At 69.5% G+C, this 25,813-nt stretch carries 26 protein-coding genes; 14 read left to right on the top strand and 12 right to left on the bottom strand.

Going from position 1 to position 25,813, the window contains the following annotated elements:
• Nucleotides 1-38 precede the first annotated feature (38 nt).
• Nucleotides 39-923 (bottom strand): DUF3800 domain-containing protein, encoded by an 885-nt coding sequence (locus CU254_RS30335; RefSeq protein WP_063631976.1) that lies wholly within the window; start codon nt 921-923, stop codon nt 39-41.
• A 128-nt stretch (nt 924-1,051) separates the two neighbouring features.
• On the opposite strand from CU254_RS30335, the gene CU254_RS30330 reads away from it, so the two are divergent.
• The 3 genes from CU254_RS30330 to CU254_RS30320 all read left to right on the top strand — a co-directional run bounded on the left by CU254_RS30330 (nt 1,052) and on the right by CU254_RS30320 (nt 3,469).
• On the top strand, nt 1,052-1,288 hold the full coding sequence (locus CU254_RS30330; protein ID WP_009082281.1) for a hypothetical protein: 237 nt from the start codon (nt 1,052-1,054) through the stop codon (nt 1,286-1,288).
• Between the two features lie 940 nt (nt 1,289-2,228).
• On the top strand, nt 2,229-2,768 hold the full coding sequence (locus tag CU254_RS30325; RefSeq protein ID WP_009082279.1) for a sigma-70 family RNA polymerase sigma factor: 540 nt from the start codon (nt 2,229-2,231) through the stop codon (nt 2,766-2,768).
• Nucleotides 2,765-3,469 (top strand): anti-sigma factor, encoded by a 705-nt coding sequence (locus tag CU254_RS30320; protein WP_009082275.1) that lies wholly within the window; start codon nt 2,765-2,767, stop codon nt 3,467-3,469. The genes CU254_RS30325 and CU254_RS30320 overlap by 4 nt, the downstream gene beginning before the upstream one ends.
• A gap of 243 nt (nt 3,470-3,712) precedes the next feature.
• On the opposite strand, the gene CU254_RS30315 is transcribed toward CU254_RS30320, so the two are convergent.
• Together CU254_RS30315 and CU254_RS30310 are read right to left on the bottom strand one after the other, a co-directional pair.
• Nucleotides 3,713-4,387 (bottom strand): S9 family peptidase, encoded by a 675-nt coding sequence (locus CU254_RS30315; RefSeq protein ID WP_199786024.1) that lies wholly within the window; start codon nt 4,385-4,387, stop codon nt 3,713-3,715.
• Between the two features lie 13 nt (nt 4,388-4,400).
• Nucleotides 4,401-5,831 (bottom strand): FGGY-family carbohydrate kinase, encoded by a 1,431-nt coding sequence (locus CU254_RS30310; RefSeq protein WP_009082272.1) that lies wholly within the window; start codon nt 5,829-5,831, stop codon nt 4,401-4,403.
• Between the two features lie 36 nt (nt 5,832-5,867).
• On the opposite strand from CU254_RS30310, the gene CU254_RS30305 reads away from it, so the two are divergent.
• Nucleotides 5,868-6,689: a class I SAM-dependent methyltransferase gene (locus tag CU254_RS30305; RefSeq protein WP_009082270.1), complete on the top strand. Its 822-nt coding sequence runs from the start codon at nt 5,868-5,870 to the stop codon at nt 6,687-6,689.
• Entirely contained in the window at nt 6,686-7,522 is an 837-nt protein-coding gene (locus CU254_RS30300) for a class I SAM-dependent methyltransferase (RefSeq protein ID WP_234392769.1), read from the top strand. The genes CU254_RS30305 and CU254_RS30300 overlap by 4 nt, the downstream gene beginning before the upstream one ends.
• 292 nt (nt 7,523-7,814) lie before the next feature.
• Here CU254_RS30300 and CU254_RS30295 read toward each other — a convergent pair whose 3' ends face one another.
• The 4 genes from CU254_RS30295 to CU254_RS30280 form a co-directional block, all read right to left on the bottom strand.
• On the bottom strand, nt 7,815-9,350 hold the full coding sequence (locus CU254_RS30295; protein WP_009082267.1) for an FAD-dependent monooxygenase: 1,536 nt from the start codon (nt 9,348-9,350) through the stop codon (nt 7,815-7,817).
• 18 nt (nt 9,351-9,368) lie between these two features.
• A complete protein-coding gene (locus CU254_RS30290; RefSeq protein WP_009082265.1) occupies nt 9,369-9,977 on the bottom strand; it encodes a TetR family transcriptional regulator in 609 nt (202 codons plus the stop codon).
• A gap of 116 nt (nt 9,978-10,093) precedes the next feature.
• Nucleotides 10,094-10,270, bottom strand: coding sequence for a CsbD family protein (locus CU254_RS30285; RefSeq protein ID WP_009082264.1), 177 nt, complete (start codon nt 10,268-10,270; stop codon nt 10,094-10,096).
• A 79-nt stretch (nt 10,271-10,349) separates the two neighbouring features.
• Nucleotides 10,350-11,747 (bottom strand): PLP-dependent aminotransferase family protein, encoded by a 1,398-nt coding sequence (locus tag CU254_RS30280; RefSeq protein ID WP_009082263.1) that lies wholly within the window; start codon nt 11,745-11,747, stop codon nt 10,350-10,352.
• Nucleotides 11,748-11,793: 46 nt separating this feature from the next.
• Between CU254_RS30280 and CU254_RS30275 the strand changes: the two genes are divergently transcribed.
• From CU254_RS30275 to CU254_RS30260, 5 genes are all read left to right on the top strand, one after another.
• Nucleotides 11,794-12,279, top strand: coding sequence for a carboxymuconolactone decarboxylase family protein (locus tag CU254_RS30275; protein ID WP_037715286.1), 486 nt, complete (start codon nt 11,794-11,796; stop codon nt 12,277-12,279).
• 368 nt (nt 12,280-12,647) lie between these two features.
• Nucleotides 12,648-13,841: a non-hydrolyzing UDP-N-acetylglucosamine 2-epimerase gene (gene wecB, locus CU254_RS30270; protein WP_037715284.1), complete on the top strand. Its 1,194-nt coding sequence runs from the start codon at nt 12,648-12,650 to the stop codon at nt 13,839-13,841.
• Nucleotides 13,838-15,520: a DUF2334 domain-containing protein gene (locus CU254_RS30265; RefSeq protein ID WP_037715282.1), complete on the top strand. Its 1,683-nt coding sequence runs from the start codon at nt 13,838-13,840 to the stop codon at nt 15,518-15,520. Before wecB ends, CU254_RS30265 begins: the two co-directional genes overlap by 4 nt.
• A 22-nt stretch (nt 15,521-15,542) precedes the next feature.
• Complete coding sequence (locus CU254_RS43335; RefSeq protein ID WP_158688118.1) at nt 15,543-15,716, top strand: hypothetical protein; 174 nt, start codon at nt 15,543-15,545, stop codon at nt 15,714-15,716.
• A complete protein-coding gene (locus tag CU254_RS30260; protein ID WP_009082251.1) occupies nt 15,713-16,981 on the top strand; it encodes a glycosyltransferase family 2 protein in 1,269 nt (422 codons plus the stop codon). Before CU254_RS43335 ends, CU254_RS30260 begins: the two co-directional genes overlap by 4 nt.
• Before the next feature lie 6 nt (nt 16,982-16,987).
• Here CU254_RS30260 and CU254_RS30255 read toward each other — a convergent pair whose 3' ends face one another.
• The 3 genes from CU254_RS30255 to pdhA are packed head-to-tail and all read right to left on the bottom strand — an operon-like array spanning nt 16,988 to nt 20,348.
• The gene (locus CU254_RS30255) at nt 16,988-18,235 is read right to left on the bottom strand and encodes a dihydrolipoamide acetyltransferase family protein (RefSeq protein ID WP_009082249.1); all 1,248 of its coding nucleotides are present in this window, start codon (nt 18,233-18,235) and stop codon (nt 16,988-16,990) included.
• Complete coding sequence (locus tag CU254_RS30250; RefSeq protein ID WP_037715279.1) at nt 18,235-19,251, bottom strand: alpha-ketoacid dehydrogenase subunit beta; 1,017 nt, start codon at nt 19,249-19,251, stop codon at nt 18,235-18,237. Before CU254_RS30250 ends, CU254_RS30255 begins: the two co-directional genes overlap by 1 nt.
• Nucleotides 19,248-20,348, bottom strand: a complete 1,101-nt coding sequence (gene pdhA / locus CU254_RS30245; RefSeq protein WP_009082246.1) for a pyruvate dehydrogenase (acetyl-transferring) E1 component subunit alpha — start codon at nt 20,346-20,348, stop codon at nt 19,248-19,250. The genes CU254_RS30250 and pdhA overlap by 4 nt, the downstream gene beginning before the upstream one ends.
• Before the next feature lie 161 nt (nt 20,349-20,509).
• On the opposite strand from pdhA, the gene CU254_RS30240 reads away from it, so the two are divergent.
• On the top strand, nt 20,510-20,941 hold the full coding sequence (locus CU254_RS30240) for an Lrp/AsnC family transcriptional regulator (protein ID WP_037715277.1): 432 nt from the start codon (nt 20,510-20,512) through the stop codon (nt 20,939-20,941).
• A 7-nt stretch (nt 20,942-20,948) separates the two neighbouring features.
• On the opposite strand, the gene CU254_RS30235 is transcribed toward CU254_RS30240, so the two are convergent.
• A complete protein-coding gene (locus CU254_RS30235; protein WP_009082243.1) occupies nt 20,949-21,437 on the bottom strand; it encodes a GNAT family N-acetyltransferase in 489 nt (162 codons plus the stop codon).
• Between the two features lie 21 nt (nt 21,438-21,458).
• Complete coding sequence (locus CU254_RS30230; protein WP_009082241.1) at nt 21,459-22,181, bottom strand: VOC family protein; 723 nt, start codon at nt 22,179-22,181, stop codon at nt 21,459-21,461.
• Nucleotides 22,182-22,330: 149 nt separating this feature from the next.
• On the opposite strand from CU254_RS30230, the gene CU254_RS30225 reads away from it, so the two are divergent.
• From CU254_RS30225 to CU254_RS30215, 3 genes are all read left to right on the top strand, one after another.
• A complete protein-coding gene (locus CU254_RS30225) occupies nt 22,331-23,017 on the top strand; it encodes a GNAT family N-acetyltransferase (RefSeq protein ID WP_037715275.1) in 687 nt (228 codons plus the stop codon).
• A 368-nt stretch (nt 23,018-23,385) separates the two neighbouring features.
• Entirely contained in the window at nt 23,386-24,156 is a 771-nt protein-coding gene (locus CU254_RS30220) for a thioesterase II family protein (RefSeq protein WP_009082236.1), read from the top strand.
• The gene (locus CU254_RS30215; protein WP_037715272.1) at nt 24,149-25,717 is read left to right on the top strand and encodes an acyl-CoA carboxylase subunit beta; all 1,569 of its coding nucleotides are present in this window, start codon (nt 24,149-24,151) and stop codon (nt 25,715-25,717) included. Before CU254_RS30220 ends, CU254_RS30215 begins: the two co-directional genes overlap by 8 nt.
• Nucleotides 25,718-25,813: the final 96 nt, after the last annotated feature.

Below are 25,813 nucleotides of genomic sequence, written 5' to 3'. Positions count from 1 at the left end.
AAGCGCGGCAGTGACCTGGGTACCTGTTGCGCAGGTGCCTAGTCCGCCGGATCCCCGATCCACACCGACGCCGGAAGCACATACGGCCGCAGCAGTTTGACCAGTTCGGGGTCCCCGCCGCCGTGCAGGGTTTCCTCGGTCAGCCGCCGGGCGACTCCGGCCAGGAAATCGGCGATCTGGACCCGAGGTTCGGACCGCGAGTCGACGAATCGCCAGCGCGGCACCGGATCGAGCAGTTGGGCGAGCCGCGCCGGGGTGAGCGACGGCTGCTCGTCGTGGACGACCGTTTCCGGACGCCAGAACGCGATCGTGTCGGCGAGAGCGGGCATCAGCGGGTCGATCGGCGAGACGAGCCCCGGGTCGGCGAGGAGTTCGTCGCGCAGCGCGGTCAGATGCGGGCGCGCCGCGACCAGCTCGCCGAGGACGTCCGTCTGGGCGAAGAATCCGGCGGGCGTGGTCGCGGGGAGCCGGCGGTTCGAGGTACGCAGCAGTCCGGTGAACGAGCGCAGGAATTCGGTCCAGCGGCGGGTTCCGTGGATGCGCGGGCCATCTTGGTGCAGGGCTCGGGCGCGAGCGTCCGGACGGCGTCGCAGGCACTCCGGGTAGGGGGTCTGGTCGACGAGCAGGTCGACGATTTTGCCCGCCAGGAAAAGAGCTTTGTCGACGAGCAGCACGCTCGCGGCGCCGGCGAGAGGTTCGGTGAGCAGCCACTCCAGCGCGGCGCGGTTTTTGGCGCGCAGGAGATGGTTGGCCTTGTACTCGAGCGCGGGCGAACCGATGAGTTCCCGCAGCCGCGCAACGCATTCCGCAGCGGCGGCAGGATCCAGCCGGACGGCGGCGTGCGCGAATACCGCGGTGTTCGCGCCGATCAGGTTCACGCCCTCGGAACCGGACTCGTCGCACGCGATCTCCGGCGGCCGCACAAAGCCCCATCCTGCCAGGTCGGCGCGGCGAGGGCGACCCCTTTTCTCCAGGGAACCCCTGAGGTGGATTCCCGGATGTGCCGGAGGCCCCGGACGTTTCACCATGAAGGGGACGGAGGGAGCCGGTCATGGTGCTCGTCGAGGAGGACGTACACGCACTGGACGACGTCCGGCGCGGCTTGGTGGTGATCCACAACGGATTCGCCGGGGAGTGCTACCTGTGGTCGGTCGGCGGGCGGGTCCCGCTGTGGGAAACGCAGGCGATGGACCGCCTTCGCCGCCGGGGACTGGTGAGAATCGCGCGCCGCCGGGGCGCGCCGGCGAGCCCGGTAGTGCTGACCGACCTCGGCGCGGCGGCCGCTTGAGTCCTTTGTGGACGATTGACACACGATTGTCTGCCGCTGTTGCTCGCGGGCTTCCGGCGGGTTTTGCTCCGACTCGGTGCGGCGGCATCGCTTCGGCCGGAGACTCGGCGAGGCGAGATTCCGTGTCGTGGCGTCAGCGAGGGTTGCCCGGATGAGGTGGGAGTTGCCCTGACGCGATGACTGCTGGTCGCGAAGGTTCAGGCGCACGGCGGGCGAGAGCTGCCAGGATGCGCTGGTTGGTGCCCGATCGCCGCTCCGTCCCGAGGCGTGGAGACGGACCTGAAGCGGACGTGGACACTCGTCGGCGCGGCCCGGGTGCTGGCGCGAGACGGCCCCAAGATGCCCCGGAGCCGCCGGGAGGGCGGTGTGCGCAGCGCTCCCGGCGGCTCCAGGGCGGTCGGGCGGCCGGAGCGGTGATCCCAGTGCACGGCACCGGCGTGCGCCGACCTGGTGAGCAAGCCTTCCGGCTGGATCAAGTACGAACTTAGCCCAGGTCACGGGCTCGCAGGCGGTGCGTTCCCCGATCGTGTCGGCGGAACCACGCTGGTGGGCGGGTATCGATCGGGGAAGCGGCGTCCGGCGAGGGACGGGTGCGGCCGCAGGCCTGGGAGCTGCACCGATCGGGGGAGCGGCCCCAGCAACAGCCCAGCACGAAAGGAGCACGCGAGCTATGACGCCACCGCGGCGATCGGCCCGGCGATCGGTGCTCCGAGGGATAGCGGGGCACGGCATCTGGCGCGAGAGAATCGGCCGGGAGGGCGGAGCGCCGAGCGGGCGAAGCGCTGGTGGGAAGCAACACCCCCGCGGCGCGGGACAGTCGGCACCGATCGGGGCGAGGATCAGCGGCGACGGCCGAGCACGAAGCAGCAAGACCGTCGGGCGGAAAGCAACACACCCGCGCCGCGGGACAATCGGCACCGATCGGGGGGATGATCGGGGCATGGCCGGGTTCAGGGCCCGTCACCGGCGGGCGGTTGCGGACGAGGCGCTGGTCCGCGCGCTTTTCGAGGAGCACGGGCGGGCGATGCTCGCCTACGCCACCCGGCTGCTCGGCGATCGCGCGGCGGCCGAGGACGTGGTGCAGGAGGCGCTCGTCCGCGCGTGGCGCAGTCCGGACAGCCTGGTCAACGGGCGCGGATCGGTGCGCGGATGGTTGCTGACCGTGGTGCGGAACCTCGTGATCGACCGGTTCCGGGCGAAGGAGGCGCGGCCGCAGGAGGTGGCCGAGTCGGCGGCGGGCGGGCCGGTCGAGCGGGATCATGCCGATCAGGTCGTGGACTCGATGGTCGTGCTCGCCGCGCTCGACGGGCTTTCTCCGGAGCATCGCGAGGTGCTCGAGCAGATGTATCTGCAGGGGCGCAGCGTCGCGGAAGCCGCCGAGCGGCTCGGGATTCCCCCGGGCACGGTCAAGTCCCGCTCGTACTACGGGTTGCGGGCGTTGCGCGAAGAGTTCCGGCGAGCGGAAGGGGTGGCCGGATGAACACCGCTGACGAACACGTCGACCTGGCGGGATACCTGACCGGCCAGCTCGGCTCGGGCGAGCAGCGCGACGTCGAAGCGCATCTGGACGGGTGCGAGCGGTGCCGGGCCGAGGCCGCTTCTCTGCGGGAGGTGCAGAGTTTCCTCGGGGAGCTGCCGCCGGAGGCGTTGCTGGACGGGCCGCCGGTGGGGGCGGACCTGGTGATGCAGCGGACCGTCGACCAGGTTCGCGCGGAGTCGCGCGCGCGGGCCGGCCGGGGACGGTCGATGGCGATCGCGGCCGCGATCGTGGTGGCCGCGGCCGCGCTGGGCGTCGGGGTGCTGGTGGGGCGCGGTTCGTCCGGGCCCGCGGTCGCGGTGCCGACCACGCCGCCGCCGACCAGCGCGGTTCCCGGCACGAAGGTCGTTTCCGGCACGGACGCCAGCGGCAAGACCCGGCTGACCGCGAACATCGTGCCGCAAACCGGGTGGGTGCGTGTGGACGGTTCGGTGACCGGGATTCCGGCTGGCGAGAAATGCCTCCTCGTCGTCCTCGGCAAGAACGGCGAGCGCCAGGTCGCGGGCGGCTGGCTGGTCTCGGAACGGGCGGCTCGGGACGGCGCGTATCTCTACGGGACAGCGGTGGTCGACCCGGCGCAGGTGGCCGCGGTGGTTATCGAGAACACGGCTGGGCATCGGTTTGTGGAGGCGGATGTCAGCTGAATCGCGGGTCGGGCTAGGCGCGGACGGCTCGGGAGGGCGTGTGCTCTACGAGACGGCGGTGGTAGCCGAGAACACTGCCGGGCGTCGGTTTGTTGAGGCGGATGTCAGCTGAACCACGGTCGGACCAGGTCGCGGGCGGCTCGGGAGGGCGTGCGCCTCTACGGACGGCGGTGTTGATCCGGCGCAGGTGGCGACGGTGGTCATCGAGAACACCGCCGGGCACCGGGTTCGCCAGGGCGGACGTCAGCTGAATCGCCGGTCGAGCCAGGCTCGGGCGGGCTCCCAGGGCTCGTCCGCCGGGTCGATCAGGCGGAAGTGGTCGACGCCGGGAAGCTCGACGTAGTCCACTTCGTCACCAGCTGCCTTCGCTGCGGCCACGTAGTCGCGGCTGTGCTCGACCGGGACTCGGACGTCGGCGTCGCCCTGCACGACCAGTTGCGGGCAGCCGATGGGGAGCTGGCGGATCGGCGACGCCGCGGGGTCGTCGCCGGTCAGGAACAGTCCGGCGGCGCCTTCGCCCAGTTCCTCGGCGCGGGCGCGCGGGACGTCGGTGATCGGGGCCAGTGCCACGACGCCGGAGAGTTCGCCGCCGGCCAGCAGTGCCAGGTGACCGCCCGCGGAGTGTCCGATCGCGACTGTCGGAAGCGCGGCCGGACGCGCTACGGCGGCGATCGCGGCCCGCACGTCGTCCAGGGTTTGCGGCCAGCCGCCGGTGTCGCCGTCGATGCGCCGGTATTCGACGTTCGCCACGTACCAGCCCGCGGCGACCAGGTCGGCGGCCATCGGGTCGAGCTGGTGCAGGTCGTGCCGGGCGCGCCACCAGCCGCCGTGCAGCAGGATCGCGGTGCCCCGCCCGCCCGGGGTCCCGTGGAGTTCGACGAACTGGCTGGGCTCGCTGCCGTAGCGGAGGGTTTCCATGCGGGCCATTAGATCACCATCGCGCCAGCCGTTCGTGCACTCTTGCGAGCCCTTCGTGTGCCGCGCGATACGCCTCGTACAGGCCGGTCAGGTCGGTTTCGGGGGTGAAGGTTCGCTCGACGGCGACGGTCGAGGCCGCGGCGGTTTCGACGTCTGGGTAACGGCCCGCGCCGACGGCACCCAGCAGGGCGGCGCCGAGTGCGGCGCTGTCGTGCACGCGGAGGCGTTCGACGGGGCGGGACAGCGCGTCGGCGTGGAGCTGGGTCCAGAGGTCGCTGCGGGCGCCGCCGCCGGAGAACGTCACCGACGGGAGCGGCTCGCCGCAGGCTTCCTCGACGGTTTCCAGCACGTGCCGCGCGGAGAACGCGACTCCGGTCAGGACGGCACGCGACAGGTCCGCGGTGGTGGTTGACGAGGTCAGTCCGAGAAAACTGCCGCGCAGGTCCGGATCCCACAGCGGCGCGCGTTCGCCTTGCAGGTGCGGCAGGAAGACCACGCCGGGCCTGCCTTCCGCGGCGGACGCGAACACCTCCGGCACGGACAGTCCCGACACTCGGCTCCACCAGCGCACTGCGTCGCCCGCAGCCTGGGTTGGTCCGGCATGGACGACCAGGTCGCCGCGGGGCGGGAAGGTGACCAAGCCGCGGACCGATTCCTGCCGGTGCGACGCGGCGGCGACTACCAGCGACGTCCCGCAGGTGACCATCGCACGGCCCGGTTCTGTGGTGCGGGTGCCGAAAACGGCGCCGAACGCGTCCATGGTTCCGACGACGACCGGGGCGTCGCCCAACGCATCGGAGCGGCCGAGGGGTTCTTCGGGGGCGAGCAGTTCCGGCAGCCGGTCGCCGAGTCCGTCCACGAGGGCCACCGCTTCGGGCAGATAACCGGACTCGCCCGCGATGCGTACGCCGGAGAGCAGGTCGGTCGCGACTCGGCCGGTGAGCCGCGCGCCGATGAAGTCCTTGGGGCTCAGCATCCAGCGGGCCCGGGACCACAGCTCCGGCTGCTCGCGGGCGAACCACGCGGCTCGGGCGCCGGCGAACGACGCATCGAGCACGATCGGGCCGCCCCAGATGCGTTTTTTGGCGTCGTCGGTGAAGCGGGCGTCGAGGTCCGCGGCGATCTCCGCGCAGCGCTGGTCCTGCCAGATTACCGCCGGGGTGAGCGGCCGCAGGTCTTGGCCGACGAGGAGATGCGTGTTGACCTGGCTGACGATCCCGGCCGCGCGCACCGAACCGGCGGGGAGTCCGGAAAGGACGGTCCGCAGCGCGGTTTCCGTTGCGCGCCACCAGTCTTCCGGATCCTGTTCGGCCCAGCCGGGGCGCGGACGCGCGATCGGGTAGGGCACCGAGTGCGCCGCGAGTTCCCGGCCGTCCGGCGCGAACGCCGCGACTTTCACCGCGGTCGTGCCGACGTCGATGCCGAGCAGAGCTTCTTCGTCCATGCCACAGGGGTACCAGGAATTCGCTACCGTCGGGCCATGACCTCCGCCGCGGAGAATTACCTGCGCGAGTACCACGATCGCAAACCGGACGCGATGTCCGTGCTGATCGAGTCCGGCCGGGTGACCGGGGACGGCCGCACGAGTTACGAGTTCCTCGCCGATCGGGTCGCGCCCGCGCGCCGGGTGCTCGATGTCGGCTGCGGCGACGGCGCGTTGCTGGCGGTTTTCGCGCGGCGCGGGGCGGAGAAGCTGGCTGGCGTCGATCTGTCTTCGGGGCAGCTCACCCTTGCCCGGCAACGGCCTGAACTGCCCGGTGCGGAGTTGCGGCATGGGCGGGCGCAGGAATTGCCGTTCGAGGACGACAGTTACGACGCGGTCGTGTCGCACATGGCGTTCATGCTCATGGACAGCCCCGAGACGGTCGTCGCCGAGATCGCGCGGGTGCTGATTCCGCGCGGAACTTTCGCGATGGTCGTCGGTGGCCCCGAATCGACCGGCGCGACGCCGGTGTTCCTGGAACTGGCCCGGCCGCTGTTCCGGGAGGTGCCGGAAGAACGCCAGGCCACCTACACCGCCGAGCGGCGCACGTCGAAGCGCGACGGCATCGACGAGGTGCTCGCTCCGGCCGGGTTCGCGCCGGTTTCCTGGGAACCGTACGAGATCGACCTGACCGCCGCGCCGGACGAGGTGTGGACGCGGTGCTGTGAATCGTATTACTCGACCGACACCCTCGACGACGCTCAGCTGGCCCGCCTGCGCTCGGCTTTCCTCGCCGAAACCGAGCACCTGCGGACCGCGGACGGCCGGCTTCCGGCGGGGCTGTGCGTCAACCTCGCGAAAACCGAGCTGCTGAAGTGACCGTTCGCGCTACCGTCTCGGGCATGATGACGCCCGCCGAAGAGTTCCTCCGCGATTTTCACGACCGGAACCCGGCAGCCGCGTCCGAACTGGCCGAACGGGGCCGGGTCGACGGACGCTCGGTGTACGAGGCGTTCGCCGACCACGTCGGCCAGCCGGGCAGCGTGCTCGACCTCGGGTGCGGGGACGGCGCGCTGCTGTCCGTGCTCGCCGGTCGCGGTACCGGAAAGCTCGCTGGCATCGACCTTTCCGCCAAACAGCTGGAGATCGCGCGCACCCGGCCGGGCCTCGCCGACGCGGACCTGCGGCCGGGTCGCGCGCAGGAGCTGCCGTTCGAGGACGACAGCTACGACGCGGTCGTTTCGCACATGGCGTTGATGCTCATGTCCGACGTCGAGAAGGTGCTCGCCGAGACCGCCCGCGTGCTGCGGCCCGGCGGCGCCTTCGTGCTCGGTGTGGGCGGCGGCGGGACCGACGCCCTGGAGGTGTTCCTGAAGGTCGCCCGGCCGCTCTTCGCGGTGGTGCCCGAGGACCGGCAGGTACCGATGTCCGGCGACCGGCGCACCCGCACCCGCGAAGGCCTGGACGCCCTGCTCGGCCCGGCCGGGTTCGCGCCGGTCGGATGGCACCAGCTGCACGTGGACCTGTCCGGCACCCCGGACGCGGTCTGGCAGACGTGCCACGACACCTACTACCAGGTCGACGCCCTGGACGAGACGCAGCTGATGGGACTGCGGACCGCCTTCAAGGTGGCGTCCCGGTCGCTGGTGGCCCCGGACGGCACGCTGCCAGCCGGGGTGCGGGTCAACGTGGCGACGACGCGGCTGATCTGACGGGTGCGCTGGACCGCGACGAGCCAGCCCGCGCCGGGGTGCGCGGTGAGGCCTGGGCCGCGCGCGTCAGTGTGGCGACGCGGTTGAGCTGACCGGCTCGCCGAACCGTGGGGTGCAGGTGCTGCCGGGGGTGTTTGGCTTGGCACACGGCGGGTCCGGGGTCGAGTCGGGCCGCGCGGGTCAGTGTGGCGACGCGGCTGACCTGACCGGCTCGCCGAACCATGGCGTGCAGGTAATGCCGGGGGCGCGGCTTCGTACAGGGCGGGCCAGGCACGCACCCGCGCCGCGGGCGTCAGCATGGCGACGACACGGCCGACCGGACCGGGGCGCCGAACCACCGGGTGAGAGCGGCCCGAAGTTCCTCGACGTCTGGCTCGGCGTCGGTGGAGGACCAGGCGACGTAACCGTCCGGGCGGATGAGCAGCGCCGTGGGTGCGTCGCCAGTGGCGGTGGTGGACACGGTGGTCACCCGGTCCGCCCAGGGCGCGGCCGTGTCGGCGAGGACGGCACCGGGCGTCAGGTCCAGCAGTACCGGGCGCGCGGCCTGGTACGCGGCGGTCAGCGGGGCCGGATCGGCAAGCGGCAGGTCGGGAGCCCAGCGGCCGCTGTTCGGGTCGGTGCCGTAGTGGATGTCCGCGCCGGACATCAGGTCGGCGACGTGCTGCCGCGCGTCCGGGGAGGCGAGCAGTTCGCCGAAGAGTTCGCGCAGTGCGGTCACTTCCGGCCCGGGCGCGACGAGCGCGCTCTGCGCCTGGGTGTGCATCACGACGCGTTCGCTCACCGGGCGGCGTTCGGCCTCGTAGCTGTCGAGGAGTCCCGGCGGAGCCCAGCCCTGCACCTCCGCGGCGAGCTTCCACGCCAGGTTCGCCGCGTCCTGCAGCCCGAGGTTGAGCCCGGGACCGCCGATCGCGGAATGGACGTGGGCCGCGTCGCCGACCAGCAGGATCCGGCCGCGCCGGTACGTTTCGGCGATCCGGGTGTTGCCGCCGCTCAGCCTGCGGAGCAGGAACGGGCCGGGGCCGGACGGCGGTTCGAGGGGAAGGTCGACCCCGAGGACCCGTCGGACGCTCGCGCGCAGTTCTTCCATCGTCAACGGATCGTCGTCGGCGAAATCGGCGGCGCCGCTGTGTTCGCTGACCGACAGCGTCGGGTTCGCCGGGTCGAACGGCGCGAACACGAACACCCCGGTTTCCGTGCGGTGGTGCTGGAACGGCGCGAGAACTCCGGTCTCCAGCTTCAGCCCGCCGGTCACCGGATCGACAAAGGATTGCGGCAGGCGGACATTCGCGCTGCGGGACACCGTTTCGTCCCACGTGACGCCGGGGAAATCGATCCCGGCGAGCTTGCGCACCGTGCTGCGTCCGCCGTCCGCGCCGACTAGGTACTGAGCGGCGATCTCGTAGGGCCCTTCGGGTCCCTGCACCCGTACGGTCACCGAGTTCTCGTCCTGGGCGAAGCCGGTGATTTCGTGCCCGCGGCGGAGATCGGCGCCGAGCGCGCGGACGTGCTCGATCAGCATCTGCTCCAGCTCGTGCTGCGGCTTCGGCAGGATGTACATCGGATTTCGGGGCAGGTCGGCGAATTCGACCGGGAACGCGCCGAAGGCGAACTGCGGCACGGGCGTGGGTTCGGGGATTCCGGCGAGTCTCTCGAACAGCCCGCGCCGGTGCAGCAGCGGCACGACTTGGCCGACGAGACCGTTGGCGCGGCGCACGCCGTCAGGTTCGGCGAGCCGCTCCAGGACGACGGGGCGGACCCCGGCGAGGCAGAGTTCGGCGGCGAGCATCAGGCCGTTCGGCCCGGCGCCCGCGATGACGATTTCGGACATGGGGATCTCCTTGCGGGATCAGGGAAGCACCTCGGCGAGGGTGTCGAACGCCCGGTGCACGATGACGGTCATGTCGGCGGGCGGGTCGGCGCGCAGCCATTCCTGGATGACTGCGCGCAGCACGCCGCCGGCGGTGGTGGCGGTGAGCTGGACGCGGAGATCGTGGACGTCCGCGCCGAGGCGTTCCGCGATCGCCTCGGCCAGTGCTTCTTCGGCCGCGACATTGGCTTTGAGGAATTCGCCCGCCAGCGCGGGTTCGGCGATCATGACCTGGACCCCGGCCGTCCATTGTGGATCGTTGCCGCTGCCGGGCGAAGTGCCGCGGTCGGCGTCGAGCTGCATGAGCGACGCCTCCCGCAGCGCGGTCCACAGCGGCTCCGACGCCGGGCGTTCGCGGAGGTGATCGGCGATTCCGCGAGCCCGGTCCTGGTGTCGCGCGACGATCGCTTCGGCTTTGCTGGAGAAGTAGTTGTTGACGGTGCGCGGCGAAACTCCCGCTTCGCGGGCGATGTCCTCGATTGTCACGTTCGACAGACCGCGCTCGACTGTGAGCCGGATCGCCGCCCAGGAGATGTCGATCCGGGTCTCTTGGCGGCGGCGGTCTCGCAGGTTCGGTCGCTCGGTCATGAAACCACCATAGCGCGCTGCTTGCGTGACACGCAAACTTTGCGCGTTGCGCAAGTTTAGGGACAAGAAGAAGCCCGGGGCACGTTCGCCCCGGGCTTCTGCGCTGCCGTCTCCGGTCAGTCCTTGGTGCTCTTGAAGGCGTCCTTCACCTTCTCGGCAGCCTGCTTCAGGTTGCCCTTGCCCTGCTCCGCCTTGCCTTCGGCCTGCCACTGCTCGTTGTCCGTGGCGTTGCCGACGGCTTCCTTGGCGCGACCCTTGAGCTCTTCGGCCTTGTTCTCGGCTTTGTCGTTCACGATGGGTCCTCCCTTCTCGTGCCTCGCACTTCGGCTACCCGCTCTGCCGGGTGCCAAACGCGCTCATGCGCACGGCCGGCTAGGGCAGCACCCGGCACAGCGCCGCCAGCGCGCCCGACCACGCGCTCGCCGACGGGGTGCTGAAGCCGATCACCAGCGCGTCGCGGTCCGCGGGTGCCTCGGGATGCCGGAACGCACCGAGTCCGTGCATGGCCAGCCCTTGCCACGCGGACCCCTGCACCACCGCGTCTTCCTCGCCGGACGGGACGTCCACGAGCACCTGCAAGCCGGCGGACAGGCCGGTCACCCGTGTGTTCGGCGCGTGTTCGGCCAGCGCCGCGACGAGCTGGTCGCGCCGGCGGCGGTAATGCAGCCGCATCGCGCGGATGTGCCGGTCGTAACTACCCGAAGTGATGAATTCGGCCATGGTGAGCTGGTCGAGCACGCCGGAGAACGGGTCGCGTTCCCCCTTGACCTCCGCGGCTTCCCTGGCGATCCGCGGCGGCAGCGCCATCCAGCCCAGCCGTACGCCCGGCGCGAGCGCTTTGCTTGTGGTGCCAAGGTAAATCACGTGCTCCGGGTCGAGACCCTGCATCGCGCCGACCGGGCTGCGGTCGTAACGGAACTCGCCGTCGTAGTCGTCCTCCAGCACCAGTCCGCCGGTCCGGCGCGCCCAGTCCACCACCGCCGCGCGGCGATCCGGATGCAGGGCGACGCCGGTGGGGAACTGGTGCGACGGCGTCAGCAGTACCGCGCCGACGTCGGACAGGTCGTTGAGGCGCTCGACCCGCGCGCCGTCGGCGTCCACGGGCAACTGCGGGGTGGCTAGGCCGACTTTGGCGAGATGCGCGCGATGTACCTGCAGACCGTACGACTCGACGGCGACTGCTCGGGTTTCACGTTGCTTCAGTACTTCAGCGAGCACGATGAGACTGTGCGACGTACCTGTCGAGAGCATGATCTGGTCCGGGTGCGCGCGTACGCCGCGCGTACGGGCGAGGTACGCGGCGACGGCTTCGCGTAACTCTGGACGGCCGTACGGACCGCCGTAGCCGAACGCGTCGTCGGGCGCGTCGGTCAGGGCGCGGCGCGCGGCTTTAAGCCAGTCTGCGCGCGGAAACGCGGACAGGTCGGGTTGGCCGGGGCGAAGGTCGTGCACGATCCGGTGGCGCGACGCAGGCTTCGGCACGGCCGGGGCGGGCGCGATCTCAGCGCGCGGGGCAACCCGGGTTGCCCCGCCTTGCCGGGCGGTGAGCCAGCCTTCGGCGACCAGTTCCGCATACGCTTGCGCCACGGTGTTCCGCGCGATTCCGAGATCCGCGCCAAGCGTCCGGCTGGACGGCAGTTTCGCGCCCGGTGAGAGTCGTCCGGTGCGGATGGCGTCGCGCAGGGCCTCCATCAGGCCGTCGCGCAGGCGAGGCCCGCGCAGGTCGAGGTGGAGGTCTTCACTCAGCGAACTGGCCCACTCCGCGCGCACGGAAATGGACCATAACAGAGTGCCAATCGCTCGTAGTGTCGAAACTATGACCACTACTGAACGACTTCCGGTGCAACCGCCCCGGCTCACGATGGCCGAACTGGCCCCCGAGGCGTACAAGGCGATGATCCGTCTCGACGCCGCGACCCGGCACGGCCTCGACCCGACGCTGCGGCACCTGGTGTTGATCCGGGCATCGCAGCTCAATCACTGTGCCTTCTGCATCGACATGCACTCGAAGGACGCGTTGGCCGCGGGCGAGACGACTGAGCGGATCATCCAGCTCTCCGCGTGGCAGGAGTCGAAGCACTTCTACACCGCGAAGGAGGTCGCCGCGCTGGAGCTGACCGAAGCGGTCACCGTGCTCACCGACGGCTTCGTGCCCGATGAGGTCTTCGCTCGCGCGGCCGAGCAGTTCGAGGAAGCCGAATTGGCTCAGCTGATCGCGACGATCACGGTGATCAACGCGTGGAACCGGTTCGCGGTCACGACGCGGATGGTGCCCGGCGAATACGTTCCGGGGAAGCACTGAGCCAGTGGTCTGGACCGCTGTGTGAGCAGGATCGCGGGCGGGCCATACCGTCGGTTTGACCGCGGAAGGGAAAAAAGGGTGCCCGCAGTTTCGGGCACCCTTTTCCGTGTTCGGTCACTTAACCGATGCAGCGTGATTACCTAGCGTATCGGCGCCGCCTGGTGCACGCGGTTATCGCGGGGCAAGAGGATATTTAAGTGCCAGGTAACAGGGGTTTGGTGTCTTCTTGACGGCTTGTGACGGCGACTACTGACGGTGAGTTTTACCCGCGAGGGTGAGGCCGGGGCCGGGAACCGTAGTTAGCGTGGTCGGCGCGATCCTGAGAAAGTTTCGGATCGCGTCCGCTCTCGCTGAAATGGAGTTCCGTGATGACCCGGGGTGACGCACCGGTGGTCTGGCTGATCGCCGGCACCCGGCCGGAGGCGATCAAAATGGCGCCGGTCGTGCAGGAGATGCGCCGAGCCGGACGGCTGGAGCCGGTGCTCGTCGCGACCGGGCAGCATCCGGAGCTGGTCGACCAGGTGCTCGCCGCGTTCTCGCTGGCCCCGGATTTGCGGCTCGCCCTGAATCGGGTCGACGGCGGCCAGCCTGAGCTGTTCTCGCAGCTCGTCACCGGTCTCGACGCGCTCGCTGCGCAGCGCCCGCCCGCGGCAGTGCTCGTGCAGGGCGACACGACGTCCACTGTGGCCGGTGCGCTGGTCGCGTTCTGGCGCAAAATTCCCGTGGTGCACCTGGAAGCCGGGCTGCGCTCGTTCGATTTACAGTCGCCGTTCCCGGAGGAGCTGAATCGGCGGCTCGTTACCCAGGCTGCGAGCCTGCACCTGGCCCCGACTCCGGCGGCCGCGCAGAATCTGCGTGCGGAGAGCATCGACGACAGCGTTCTTCTGGTCACCGGAAACACTGTGGTGGACGCGATTTCCCGGGTCACCGACCGCGGAGTGTCCTTTGCCGACAGTGCGGTCGCCGACGTGGTCGAGTCGGCGACGCGCGGCGAGTGCCGGTTGGTTCTGGTGACCGCACATCGTCGCGAGTCCTGGGGCGAGCCGCTGACGCGCATTCTGTCCGCTGTGGACACTCTGCTGGCGCGGCATCCGGACGTGCGCGTGCTGCTGCCGATGCACCCGAACCCGGCGGTGCAGGAGGCGGTGCTCGAAGCGCTGGCCGACCACCCGCGCGCGGTGCTCACTCCGGCGTTGCCGTACGAACAGACCGCGGCGGCGATCGCGGCGAGTTCGCTCGTGCTGTCCGATTCCGGTGGTATTCAAGAGGAAGCGCCCACGTTCAAGGTGCCGGTGCTGGTGCTCCGGGACACGACGGAACGGATGGAAGCCGTCAACGCCGGTTGTGCGCTGCTCGTCGGCACGGACACCGACCTCATCGTGGACACAGCGTCGAGATTGCTGAGCGATCCGGCCCAGCGGGCGGCGATGAGCACGCGCGCCAATCCGTTCGGCGACGGCCGGGCCGCGGCGCGCACCGAACAAGCGGTGGCCCGGTTGCTCGGCTTGACCGCGGAAGCACCGGAGCCATTTGTCCCGGAGCAGGCTGAGGTCGTGCAGTGAACCACCGTTTCCCGGCGTGGTTGCGACTCGGGATCATTGTGGTCGCGGTGGTCAGCCTGGTGGGCGGGATCGTCGTGGTGGCCTCGGACGACGGCACCGGCTCGGAAGCGGCTTCTCCGATCGAACCGGTTCTGCGGCAGCCGAAGATCGGCCTGGCCGGTCCCGGTGGGCGGAACGACCGGCGCACGTTGGTGCTCTTCGACGACGGGCGGCGGTTGCGGCCGAGTCCGCCCGCGACGCAGGTCGCCGAGGAGGCCCAGGCCAACGCGATCCAGACGGCGAACCTGGTTTCCCGCTCCACCGCTTGGCGAATGCTGCCCGCCGCGGATTACCGAAGCGGCGAGCTGAACGAGTACCAGGCGGTGGTGTATGTCGGCACGGTCTATGACGCGCAGTTGCCGCCCGCGCTGCTGGAGGACCTGAGCCGGACCCGGTTGCCGGTGGTGTGGATGGGCAGCAACATCTGGCAGCTGTTCGACCACACTCCGTCGCTCGCCGGGAAATGGGGTTGGACGTGGGCTCCGTTCTGGGAGGACAAAGTCACGACAGTGTCCTATCGGGACACTGACCTGCGGCGCGACCCCAATGCTGGTGTCGATGTCGTGGGAGTGCGGGTGACCTCGCCCAAGGCGAAGGTGTTGGCGCAGGCGAAGTCTGCCGAGGACGTGGCATCGCCGTGGGCGGTCCACAGTGGATCATTCACCTACCTTGCCGAAGTGCCGTATTCCTATGTCGGTGCGGGTGACCGTTACCTGGCGGCTGCGGACATTCTCCTCGGCGTGCTCGCGCCGGACGCTCCGGAACGTCGTCGTGCGCTCGTGCGGATCGAGGACATTGGTCCGCGCACGCCGCCTGCTGAAGTCCGGGCGATCACCGACTACCTCAGCGGGCACGGGGTGCCGTTCTCGCTGGCGGTGTACCCGTATTACGCGGATCCGCGCGGGGAAGCGAATGGCGGCAAGCCGACGTTCGCGCGACTGGTGGACAGTCCGGAACTCGTTGCGGCACTGCGGGATGCCCTGTCCCGGGGCGGAACCTTGGTGATGCACGGCTACAGTCACCAGTCCGGCGATACGGCGAACCCGTACTCGGGAACCAGCGGCGCGGATTACGAGTTCTACCGCGCAACCGTCGACCATCAGGACAACGTACGGCTCAGCGGCCCGGTTCCGGAGGATTCACCGGAGTGGTTCCGCGGTCGGATCGCGACCGGTCTCGCCGAGTTCGACCGGGTCGGGTTGCCGCGGCCGGACGCGTTCGAGTTTCCGCATTACGGCGGGTCCGCTGTGGACTATCAGGAGGCCGGCCGGATCTTCCCGACGCGGTACGACCGGGGCAGCTACTACGCCGGACAGTGCGATGGTGGCCAATGTGGACGGACTGACGTGTCGTATCGCGAGGTATACGGCCAGTTCTTCCCGTACCCGGTGCGCGACGTCTACGGGACTGTCGTGGTTCCGGAGAACGTCGGGAACGTGGCTCCAGCCAAGTTCAACCAGCACGCTGCCCGCACCGCCGACGACATCCTGGCCGACGCGAAAACCCATCGCGTGGTGACCGACAGTGTCGTCAGTTTCTACTATCACCCGTTTCTTGGCATCGGCGATCTCAAGAAGGTGGTCGAAGGCATCGAAGGTCTCGGCTATCGCTTCGTGTCTCCGGCTGCCGTTGCTGCTTGAGTTTCTTCTGGAAGGAAAAGAAATGTCTGTCACCCGGGTCGCTCCTGCGGTCGTTTCCGCCGCCGCGATCGGTGTCGCGCCGTTCCACGGCGTGCTGTGGGTTGTCCTGTCCGTGGTCGGGTTCGTCGCGATGGCGTTCACCGTCCGTTCGGTTCGGCTGCGTGCCAGCGGTTCCCGGGGCCGGCACGCGGCATGACGCAGCCGTGGTGGTTCGTGCTGCTGCTGTGCTGGTGGCCGGTGCACAACCTGGTGCTGGCGGCCTTCGCCTGGCGCGCGCCTCGGCCCGCGGCAGAACGATCGTCGCGCCCGTTGCTGTTCTGGATTGTCATTCCGGCGCTGAACGAAGAACGCGTTATCGCCAACACGGTGCGGAACGCATTACGGCTGGGCACTCCGGAAACGCCGGTGCGAGTGCTGGTCATCGATGACGGATCCGATGACGCCACGCCGGAAATCGTCGCGGGCATTGCCGATGATCGCCTGCATGTTTTGCGGCGTGACTTGCCGCAGGCGCGGCAGGGCAAGGGCGAAGCGCTGAACGCGGGTTATCGCTACATCGACGCCATTGCCGAGCGAGAGGGCACGGTGTCGCAGACCGTCGTGGGCATCATTGACGGTGACGGGCGCGGTAGTGCGGGGCTGCTTGCGGAAGTGGCGGCGATGCTGCGCAGCCGGGGCGTCGGTGCGGTGCAGTGTCGCGTTAGGATCCACAATAGACACCGGTTGCTGGCCTTGTTGCAGGACTTGGAGTTTGGCGCGATCGCGGATGCTTCGCAGTCGTTGCGCGATGTGCTCGGCAGCGTCGGGATGGGCGGAAACGGGCAGTTCACGCGACTGTCGGTGCTACGGAAGTTCGCGCCGGCTCCGTGGAGCGACTGTCTGGTCGAGGATCTTGAATTGGGCCTGCGGTTGCACTTGGCCGGGGTGCGGATCCGGTACACGCAGCGGGCTTGGGTGACCCAGCAGGGGCTGGAGGACACGCGGCGTCTGCTGCGGCAGCGGACCCGCTGGGCGCAGGGAAATCTCCAGTGCTCCCGGCATTTGCGCAGTCTCGCGACCTCGCGCTTCATTGCCGGTACCGGGTTGTTCGATTTCCTGGTCTATCTCGTCGTGCCGTGGCTGACGGTTCCGCTGTCGTTGCTGGCCGCGGCGCTGCTGGTGATTGTGCCGGTAGCGTTGCTGACCGGGAACTCGTTCGGCGGTCTGGTCGCGGAGACCGGGAACCTGTCGCAGGCGGTGGCGTGGTGGCTCGCCGCGTTGCTGCTGCCTGGAATCATGTGGGCGATCGTCTACTTTGTCCGGCTGCGCGACGAACCCTTGCGCCGGGCGTTGCTGGCCGGACTGTGTTACCCGGCGTTCCTGCTGCTCGGCGTGCTGGCGACGTGGCGGGCAGTGTTCCGGATCGTGTTGAAGCGGAACGTGTGGGCGAAAACGGAAAGGCTGGCCGAGTTGCCAGCCTGACCGTCCTCAGAGTGTGCGAAGCAGCCGTACGGGGTTTTCGATGCAGTCGGCGACGAAACGGAGGAACCCGCCCGCGGTGCCGCCGTCGCAGACGCGGTGGTCGAACGCCAGCGTCAGCTCGGTGATCTTGCGGGCGGTGACCTGGCCGTCCACGATCCACGGCCGGTCGATGATCCGGCCGACGCCGAGGATCGCCACCTCGGGGTAGTTGATGATGGCGGCCGAACCGTCCACTCCGAACACGCCGTAGTTGTTCACGGTGAACGTGCCGCCGGTGAGATCGGCCGGTGCGAGACGTCCGGCGCGGGCCTGCTCGGTGCGGTCGGCGAGCGCGGCGGAGAGGTCTTCGAGGGGGTGCTGGTGCGCGTTCTGGACCACCGGGACGACCAGGCCGCGATCAGTCTGCGCGGCGAAGCCGAGGTGCACGGCGGACGGGATGACGATCTCGTCGCCTTCCAGGTGCGCGTTCAGCTCGGGGAACCGGCGCAGGCCCGCGACGGCGAACCGGCCGATGAGCGCGAGCAGGCTGATCTTCGGTGCGTGCGGATCGCTGTTGAGCGCGGTGCGCAGCCGCAGCAGTTCGGTCGCGTCGACATCCACCCAGACGGTCGCCTCGGGGATCTCGCGGCGGGAGCGGGCGAGTTTGTCAGCGACGGTTTTCCGTAGTCCGCGTAAAGGGATTCGTTGCTCGTCCGGCGTTGTCGCCGGGGTCACTGGGGTCTCGGTGGCGGCGATCGCGCGCTCTACGTCGGCGCGGCTCACGATGCCGTCGGTGCCGGTTCCGGTGAGTGCGTGAAGGTCCACTCCGGACTCGCGGGCGAGGCGGCGGACCAGTGGGGATACCACGCGGACGCGGTCCGAAGTGGACTTTGGTGCTGCCGCGGCGGCCGGTGCCGATGCAGGTGCCTTAGTGCCGCGCGGACGCCTTGCCCGCCGGGTGCGGGTTTGGCTGGTGCCGTAACCGATCAGGACGTTGCCGCTGCCTTCCGGAGTGACAACGCCGGGTTCGGTGAAGTCCGCGGCACTGTCCACAGTGATCAATGGGCTGCCGACGGTCAGTACCTCGCCGGGCGCGCCGTGCAAGGTCGCGACTCGGCCCGCGAACGGCACCGGGACCTCGACGCTCGCCTTCGCGGTTTCGACTTCCACGACGGTCTGGTCCACGGTGACGGTGTCGCCGACCGCGACGTGCCACGCGACGATCTCCGCCTCGGTCAGGCCTTCGCCGAGGTCCGGCAGCTTGAAGACGGCCATCACTTCTCCCCGTCGAGCGGTGCCGCGTCGTCCCACTGGAGGCGTTCGATCGCGTCCAGGATCCGGTCGACGCCCGGCAGGTGGTGCTGTTCCAGATTCGGTGCGGGATAAGGAATGTCGAAGCCGGCGACCCGCAGGACCGGCGCTTCCAGGTAATGGAAACAATGCTCGGACAGCTGCGCGGCGACCTCGGCGCCGTAACCGCAGAATCGGCTCGCCTCGTGCACCACGACCGCGCGACCGGTGCGGCGCACCGACGCGGCGACCGTTTCCAGATCGAATGGCGCGAGGCTGCGCAGATCGATTACCTCGGCGCTGTAGCCCTCTTCGGCGGCGGCTTCCGCGGCTTCGAGAGTCGTGCCGAGTGCGCCGCCGTAGGAAATGAGGGTGACGTCGGTGCCTTCGCGGCGAATCACCGCTTTGTCGAGGCCGGGCGAACGGCGTTGCGGGTCAACGGTTCCCTTTTCCCAGTACCGGCGCTTGGGCTCGAGGAAAATGACCGGGTCCGGGCTGTCGATCGCTTCGCGCAGCAGGGTGTACGCGTCGTCCGGCGTGGCCGGGGTGACGACGCGCAGACCGGCCGTGTGCGTGTAGTAGACCTCGGACGAGTCGCAGTGGTGCTCGACGCCGCCGATGCCGCCGCCGTAGGGCACGCGGATCACCACGGGCAGTTCGACCTGGCCCTTGGTGCGGTTGCGGAGTTTGGCGAGGTGGCTGGTGATCTGCTCGAACGCGGGGTAGGCGAACGCGTCGAACTGCATCTCGATCACCGGGCGCAGGCCGTTCATCGCCATCCCGATCGCGGTGCCGACGATGCCCGATTCGGCGAGCGGGGAGTCGAAGACGCGCGTGTCGCCGAAGCGCGCGGCGAGTCCGTCGGTGACGCGGAAGACGCCGCCGAGCGTGCCGACGTCCTCGCCGAAGATGAGCACGCGCTCGTCCTCGGCGAGTGCGTCGGCGAGGGCGCGGTTGAGCGCGCCGGCGAGGGACAGCGTCGTGTCCAGAGTGGCGGTCATGCCTGGTCCTCGGTGTTCTCGTGCGCCAGTTCGGCGGCCTGCTGCCGCAACGCGGCGGTCGGTTCGGCGTAGACGTGCCGGAAGAGATCCGCCGGGTCCAGCTCGGTGTCGACGTTCATCCGCTCGCGCAGCGCCGCTGCTTCCTCCTCGGCGCGGGCGTCGATCTCTTGCTGCGCCTTGTCGTCGAGAAGGCCGCGGTCGGTGAGGTACTGCTTGAGGCGGCTGATCGGGTCGCGCGTGAGCCACTGCTCCACTTCGGCCTTCTCGCGGTAGCGCGTCGCGTCGTCGGCGTTGGTGTGCGACTCCATGCGATAGGTGACCGCTTCGATGAGCGTCGGTCCTTCGCCGGCTGCAGCGCGCGCAACTGCCTGCTCGACGACAGCGTGTACGGCGGCAGCGTCGTTGCCGTCAACGAGTACGGACGGCATGCCGTATCCGACACCCTTGTACGCGAGCGAAGGCGCGGCGGTCTGCTTCTCGAGCGGGACGCTGATGGCATAGCCGTTGTTCTGTACGAGGAAGACCACCGGTGCCTTCCAGACAGCGGCGAAGTTCAGCGCTTCATGCGTGTCGCCTTCACTGGTGGCACCGTCGCCGACGAGAACGAGCGAGACCGTGTCTTCGCCCTTCACCCGCGCAGCGTGCGCGAAGCCGACCGCGTGCAGCGTGTTGGTGGCGAGCGGCGTGCACTGCGGGGCGACGTTGGCGCGGTATGGGTCGTAGCCGCAGTGCCAGTCGCCGCGCAGCAGCGTGAGCACCTCGACCGGATCGACGCCGCGCGCCACGACGGCCATCGAGTCGCGGTAGGTCGGGAAAAGCCAGTCCTGCGGGCGAAGCGCGAGGATCGAGCCGATCTCGGCAGCCTCCTGCCCGCGCGCCGACGGGTACACCGCGAGCCGGCCCTGTTTGGTGAGCGCGGTGGCCTGGGTGTCGAAACGGCGGCCGGAAACCATGCCGCGGTAGAGGCGGAGGAGGACGTCGTCCGCGGGCATCGCGAGCGCCGGGTCGGGCGTCGGCGTGCCGTCGGCGGTCACGAGGCCGAGCGGCTCGTCGCTGGGCAGGAAGTAGGACGCGGCAGTGCGTTCCGTGGTGGTCACCGACAGCTCCCATCGACGAAGACGAGTAGGCCCTGATATTCGCTGTCGGCCGATCAGGGATCCAGACTTGCCGGGGAACTGTGGAATGATGGCTTCATTGAGGCGGGTGCGTTGGACGATTGGCTTGCGAGGTGGCGCGGATGTCCCAGCCTGGTGGACAAATGGCAGCGGCGCTGGACGAGGTCGACCTGAAACTGATCGCCGAGCTGAAGAAAGACGGCCGCGCTTCGATGCGCGCGCTCGCCGAACGTGCGCATATTTCGCGGGCCGGTTGCTACACGCGCGTGGAGCGGCTGCACCGCGAGGGAGTGATCACCGGGTACGCGGCCGTCACCGATCCGCGCCGGATGGGGCAGGGCCTGGCGGCGTACGTGTACTTGAAAGTCACGCAGAACTCGTGGCGCACGGTGAGCGCGGAACTCAAGCACATCCCGGAAATCGAACACGGCGGCCTGGTGTCCGGGGACAACGACCTGATCCTGTTCGTGCGGACCCGCGACGCGGACAGCCTGCGGGACTTGGTGTTCGAGCGGTTGCAGAACATGCCGGACGTGCTCTCGACGCACACCGTGCTGGTCTTCGACGAGTTGTGAGCCCTGGTCAGGCCGCTTTGACCAGGTAGACCGCGAGCTGGTAGACGCCGGCCGCTTCGAACGGCATCGGCGCGCGGCGGTACCCGGCCCGTTCGTAGAGGGCGATGTTGCGCTCGCTGGACGCGCCGGTGAAAAGGACGAACTGCTTCGTCTCCGGCGGCGCGTGCCGCTCGGCGTGTTCGAGGAGCAGCCGGCCGAGGCCGCGTCCGGCGAGATCCGGCGCGACCATCAAGCGGCCGATCTCCCAGCCGTTGTCCTCGGTGGCGCGGGCGCGGACCGCTCCGACCAGCCGGTGTCCCTGCCGGACGACCCAACTGCGCCAGGTCTTGATCGACTCGCGGACCTCGGCGAGGTCTTCAGTCAGCGCGGGATGCTCCAGGGTGTTGTTGAGCAGGGCTTCCTGAACCCAGCAGCACCGCTGGAGCACCATCAGCTCGGCGGCGTCGTCAGGGGTCGCGGGAAGCAGGGTCGCGCCGGGGAGGGTTTCGAGGTCCACCTGTCCTGTTTAGCACCGGGTTCAGGAGCCGAGGACGAATTCCGCGCCGAACGGATCTTTGACGGTCACCATGCGGCCGTACGGGCTGTCCTGTGCTTCGACGATCTCGCCGCCGTGCTCGACCGCCCGGGCCCCGGCTGCGTCGGCGTCCGTGGAGAGGAACAAGGTGCCCCACGCCGGTGTTTTGGCGGACGGATCGCCGAGGACGCCGCCGATTTCGTGGCCGTCCGGGCGGCGAAGGAAGGTGAAGTCGACGCCGGGCAGGTCGTCGTTGCCGTCCAGGGTGAAGGCGAAGACCTCGCAATAGAAATCGCGCGCTGGCTGGGGCGCGGGCGTGACGAGGTCGTTGCGCATCAGGGTGCTGGGTTCGTTGACGAGCCGGGCACCGGGGAGTCCGCGGCCTTGCCAGAGCCCGAATCGTGCGCCGGTCGGGTCTTCCGCGACGGCGGCGCGGGCGTGCTCGCCGTCGTCGTGGGGTCGATCGAGGAGCTTGCCACCTGCGGCGATGACGGCTTTGGCGGTGCGGTCGCAGTCGTCGGTGGCGAAGTAAACGGTCCAGCCTGCTCGAGGGTCGGCTGCTTGGCGCAGGCCAGCGACCGGGAGGTCACGTAGCAGGCAGTGGTTGCCGTCGAAAGTCCAGCCGAGGACGGCGCCGTAGAAGCGTCGCGCGCGATCGAGGTCCGGTACGGCGAGGTCGATCCAGGTCGGGGTGCCGAGCGGCTGGTTGCGGTCGACGGTGCTCATCGGGGTCCCTTCGTCGGTGATGGCGCGACGCTAGGGCGGATCGCGGACAGCTGCCGTCCTCGGCCGCTCAGCATGTGGGAGATGGTGGCCGGGGTGGGTGCGGGCCACGCATTCTGGACGGGCACCCCGGATTGGAATGGCAGGCGAGAATGAGCACGTCCCCGCTCGAAAACCCCGCTTGGGCCGCGTTGAGCGGCCCGCACGCGTCGTTCGCGGAGCAGAAGGGGCAGGTGCTGCGGTATCCGGTGGACGTCTCTCCGTTCCTCGCCGTGCCGGACCAGCCGGACGACCGCGTGTGGGACGACATCGCCGACCTCGTCGGGCCGGGCGCGTCGACGGTCGTGGTCGGCCGCGTCGGAACGCCGCCGCCCGCGGACTGGACGGTCGAGGCCGAGATCGCCGGCGTGCAGATGGACGGATCCGCCGCCCCGGCAGTCGCCGACCCGGAGGCGGTGCGCCTGACCGAGGCGGACGTGCCGGAGATGCTCGACCTGGTGTCGCGGACGAAGCCCGGCCCGTTCCTGCCCCGGACGATCGCCTTCGGCACTTACCTGGGCATCCGCCGCGACGGCGCGCTGGTGGCGATGGCGGGCGAGCGGATGCACCCGCCGGGCTGGACGGAGATCAGCGCGGTGTGCACGGACCCGGCGTTCCAAGGACAGGGGTTGGCGGCCCGCCTGGTGCTGGCGGTGGCCGCCGGGATCCGGGACCGCGGGGAACGGCCGTTCCTCCACGCCGCCGGGACGAACACCGGCGCGATTCGGTTGTACGAGAAGCTCGGGTTCCGGCTTGCTCGCTCGATGCAGTTCGGCGCTTATCGGGCTCCTTCGCGGTAATCGGCGGCGGTGCCGTTTTCGCGTACACGTCCGACGAGGTCGATGACGTGCACGATGTTGTCGGAGTGCGTGATGGCAGCGTTGCCGGGACTGCGGGATCGATGGCGATGCCGCGGTGGCCGCGCAGGGCCAGTTCGCGTTGGAGTGCGGTGAAGCATCGTCCGGTGGCATGTGGGCCGGGGACGAGGACGAACGTTGGCTGCGTGCGAAGGACTCCTTCTGCCTAGGGGTCGGACCTGACTGTCCATTGTGGACTTAGCGAGAGTTAGGGGTCGTTGCGCGCGGTGGGCGCGGTTACCGTGGGTCGGCGAAGAAGGATCCGTGGCCGGGTCGTCCCGGCGCAGACGTCGGAAAGGCGGTGGGACGACATGACGGGTAGCGCGCATTCCGACGACGACAGCTGGTTTCGCCGCTTCCACACGTCGCCCGAGGCGAAGGCAAGGCTGGTGTGCCTGCCGCACGCCGGAGGTTCGGCTCCGTTCTACTTCCCGGTTTCGCGGGCGCTGACGCCGGACATCGAGGTGCTGGCGGTGCAGTACCCGGGCCGGCAGGACCGGCGGCACGAACCGTTCCTGACCACCATCGACGCGCTGGCTGACCGGATCGCCGCCCTGCTGCGCGGCCGGGACGACCTGCCGCTCGCTCTGTTCGGGCACAGCATGGGCGCGATGATCGCCTTCGAGGTGACGCGCCGGCTCGAGGCCGCGGGCACCGCGGTGGACACGCTCTTCGTCTCTGGCCGTCGGGCGCCGTCGCGGCATCGCGACGAGAACGTGCACACCCGTACCGACGAGGGCGTGATCGACGAACTGCGCCGGTTGAGCGGCACCGAGATGGACTTGCTCGGTGACGACGACGTCGTGCGGATGATCCTTCCCGTGGTGCGCAACGACTACCGCGCCGTGGAGACCTACCGGTACCAGCCGGGCTCGCCGCTGGCGGCTCCCGTGGTCGCGTTCACCGGCACCGCCGACCCGGTCGCGTCGGTCGACGAGGTCCGGTCGTGGGGCGACCACACTGCGGCGGGCTTCGAGCTGGTCCCGCTCGCCGGTGGCCATTTCTTCCTGACCCGCCACCAGGACGTGATTCTGCGGCATCTGACCGATCGGCTTGTCGACAAGGGGCGTGCACATGTCTGAGGCACTGGCGGTCGGATTCGACAGCAGACTCGAGGAACTGCGGGAGATCAAGGAGGCCGCGCGCCGCGGTCCCGATGACGCCGCCACGGCCCGGCAGCACGACCGCGGCAAGCTGACCGCGCACGAGCGCATCGAGCTGCTCCTCGACCCGGGCTCGTTCACCGAGATCGAGTCCTTGCGGCGGCACCGCGCGACCGCCTTCGGTCTCGAACACCGCAAGCCCTACTCGGACGGTGTGGTGTGCGGGTGGGGGACGGTGTTTGGCCGCACGGTTTTCGTGTACGCCCACGATTTCCGCATCTTCGGTGGCGCGCTGGGCGAGGCGCACGCGCAGAAGATCCACAAGGTGATGGATCTCGCCGCGGCGGCCGGTGCTCCGCTGGTGTCGCTCAACGACGGCGCCGGTGCGCGGATTCAGGAGGGCGTGACGGCGCTCGCTGGGTACGGCGGGATTTTCCAGCGCAACACCCGGTCTTCGGGGGTCATCCCGCAGATCTCGGTGATGCTCGGCCCGTGTGCCGGTGGCGCCGCTTATTCGCCCGCGCTGACGGATTTCGTGTTCATGGTGCGGGAAACCTCGCAGATGTTCATCACCGGCCCGGACGTGGTGCACGCGGTGACCGGCGAGGAGATCACCCAGAACGGTCTCGGCGGCGCGGACGTGCACGCCTCGACGTCGGGGGTCGCCGCGTTCGTCTACGACGACGAACCCAGCTGCCTGGAGGACGTGCGGTACCTGATTTCGTTGCTGCCGTCCAACAACAATGAGGTTCCGCCGGTGGAGCCGACGGCCGATCCGGCGGATCGTCGCACGGACAAGCTGCTCGAGGTGGTGCCGACCGACGCGGCCCGCGCGTACGACATGTGCGCGGTGCTCGAGGAAATCGTCGACGACGGCGAGTTCCTGCAGGTGCACGCCGCCTGGGCGACGAACGTGGTGTGCGCGTTGGCGCGGCTCGACGGGCACGTGGTCGGGATCGTGGCGAACCAGCCGGCGACGCTCGCCGGGGTCCTCGACATCGAGGCGAGCGAGAAGGCCGCTCGGTTCGTGCAGACCTGCGACGCGTTCAACATTCCGCTGGTGACGCTGGTCGACGTGCCGGGTTTCCTGCCCGGGGTGGACCAGGAACACGGCGGCATCATCCGGCACGGCGCGAAGCTGCTGTACTCCTACTGCAACGCGACGGTGCCGCGGGTGCAGGTGATCCTGCGGAAGGCCTACGGCGGCGCGTACATCGTGATGGACTCGCGGTCGATCGGCGCGGATGTTTCGCTCGCATGGCCGACTAACGAGATCGCCGTGATGGGCGCGGAGGGCGCGGCGAACGTGATCTTCCGCCGCGAAATCAACGCGGCCGACGACCCGGACGCGGTGCGGCGGCAGAAGATCAAGGAGTACAAGACCGAGCTGATGCACCCGTACTACGCGGCCGAGCGAGGACTGGTCGACGACGTCATCGAGCCCGGCCGGACGCGCGAAATGCTGATCCGGTCGCTGGCGATGCTGCGGGCCAAGCACGCCGACGTTCCGGCGCGCAAGCACGGGAACCCGCCGATGTGATGGGGGTCTGGGGCGGGCGTCGGGGGATGGGGGATGTGTTGGGGTCGGCTGGGGTGGTTGCCTCGGTTCCTGAGCCTGGTGATGCGGGGTTGCCTG

This window comes from Amycolatopsis sp. AA4 (assembly GCF_002796545.1).
Classification (GTDB): Bacteria; Actinomycetota; Actinomycetes; order Mycobacteriales; family Pseudonocardiaceae; genus Amycolatopsis.
The sequence above is the reverse complement of the archived record's forward strand: the minus strand, read 5'-3'. Positions and strand labels throughout refer to the sequence as shown.

Bases quoted from the DNA above. Each gene is read 5' to 3' on its own strand.
- CU254_RS30330 (WP_009082281.1), top strand. From the start codon at position 1,052: ATGGTGCTCGTCGAGGAGGACGTACACGCACTGGACGACGTCCGGCGC.
- CU254_RS30325 (WP_009082279.1), top strand. From the start codon at position 2,229: ATGGCCGGGTTCAGGGCCCGTCACCGGCGGGCGGTTGCGGACGAGGCG.
- CU254_RS30320 (WP_009082275.1), top strand. From the start codon at position 2,765: ATGAACACCGCTGACGAACACGTCGACCTGGCGGGATACCTGACCGGC.
- CU254_RS30315 (WP_199786024.1), bottom strand. From the start codon at position 4,387: ATGGAAACCCTCCGCTACGGCAGCGAGCCCAGCCAGTTCGTCGAACTC.
- CU254_RS30310 (WP_009082272.1), bottom strand. From the start codon at position 5,831: ATGGACGAAGAAGCTCTGCTCGGCATCGACGTCGGCACGACCGCGGTG.
- CU254_RS30305 (WP_009082270.1), top strand. From the start codon at position 5,868: ATGACCTCCGCCGCGGAGAATTACCTGCGCGAGTACCACGATCGCAAA.
- CU254_RS30295 (WP_009082267.1), bottom strand. From the start codon at position 9,350: ATGTCCGAAATCGTCATCGCGGGCGCCGGGCCGAACGGCCTGATGCTC.
- CU254_RS30290 (WP_009082265.1), bottom strand. From the start codon at position 9,977: ATGACCGAGCGACCGAACCTGCGAGACCGCCGCCGCCAAGAGACCCGG.
- CU254_RS30275 (WP_037715286.1), top strand. From the start codon at position 11,794: ATGACCACTACTGAACGACTTCCGGTGCAACCGCCCCGGCTCACGATG.
- wecB (WP_037715284.1), top strand. From the start codon at position 12,648: ATGACCCGGGGTGACGCACCGGTGGTCTGGCTGATCGCCGGCACCCGG.
- CU254_RS43335 (WP_158688118.1), top strand. From the start codon at position 15,543: ATGTCTGTCACCCGGGTCGCTCCTGCGGTCGTTTCCGCCGCCGCGATC.
- CU254_RS30260 (WP_009082251.1), top strand. From the start codon at position 15,713: ATGACGCAGCCGTGGTGGTTCGTGCTGCTGCTGTGCTGGTGGCCGGTG.
- CU254_RS30255 (WP_009082249.1), bottom strand. From the start codon at position 18,235: ATGGCCGTCTTCAAGCTGCCGGACCTCGGCGAAGGCCTGACCGAGGCG.
- CU254_RS30250 (WP_037715279.1), bottom strand. From the start codon at position 19,251: ATGACCGCCACTCTGGACACGACGCTGTCCCTCGCCGGCGCGCTCAAC.
- CU254_RS30240 (WP_037715277.1), top strand. From the start codon at position 20,510: ATGGCAGCGGCGCTGGACGAGGTCGACCTGAAACTGATCGCCGAGCTG.
- CU254_RS30230 (WP_009082241.1), bottom strand. From the start codon at position 22,181: ATGAGCACCGTCGACCGCAACCAGCCGCTCGGCACCCCGACCTGGATC.
- CU254_RS30225 (WP_037715275.1), top strand. From the start codon at position 22,331: ATGAGCACGTCCCCGCTCGAAAACCCCGCTTGGGCCGCGTTGAGCGGC.
- CU254_RS30220 (WP_009082236.1), top strand. From the start codon at position 23,386: ATGACGGGTAGCGCGCATTCCGACGACGACAGCTGGTTTCGCCGCTTC.
- CU254_RS30215 (WP_037715272.1), top strand. From the start codon at position 24,149: ATGTCTGAGGCACTGGCGGTCGGATTCGACAGCAGACTCGAGGAACTG.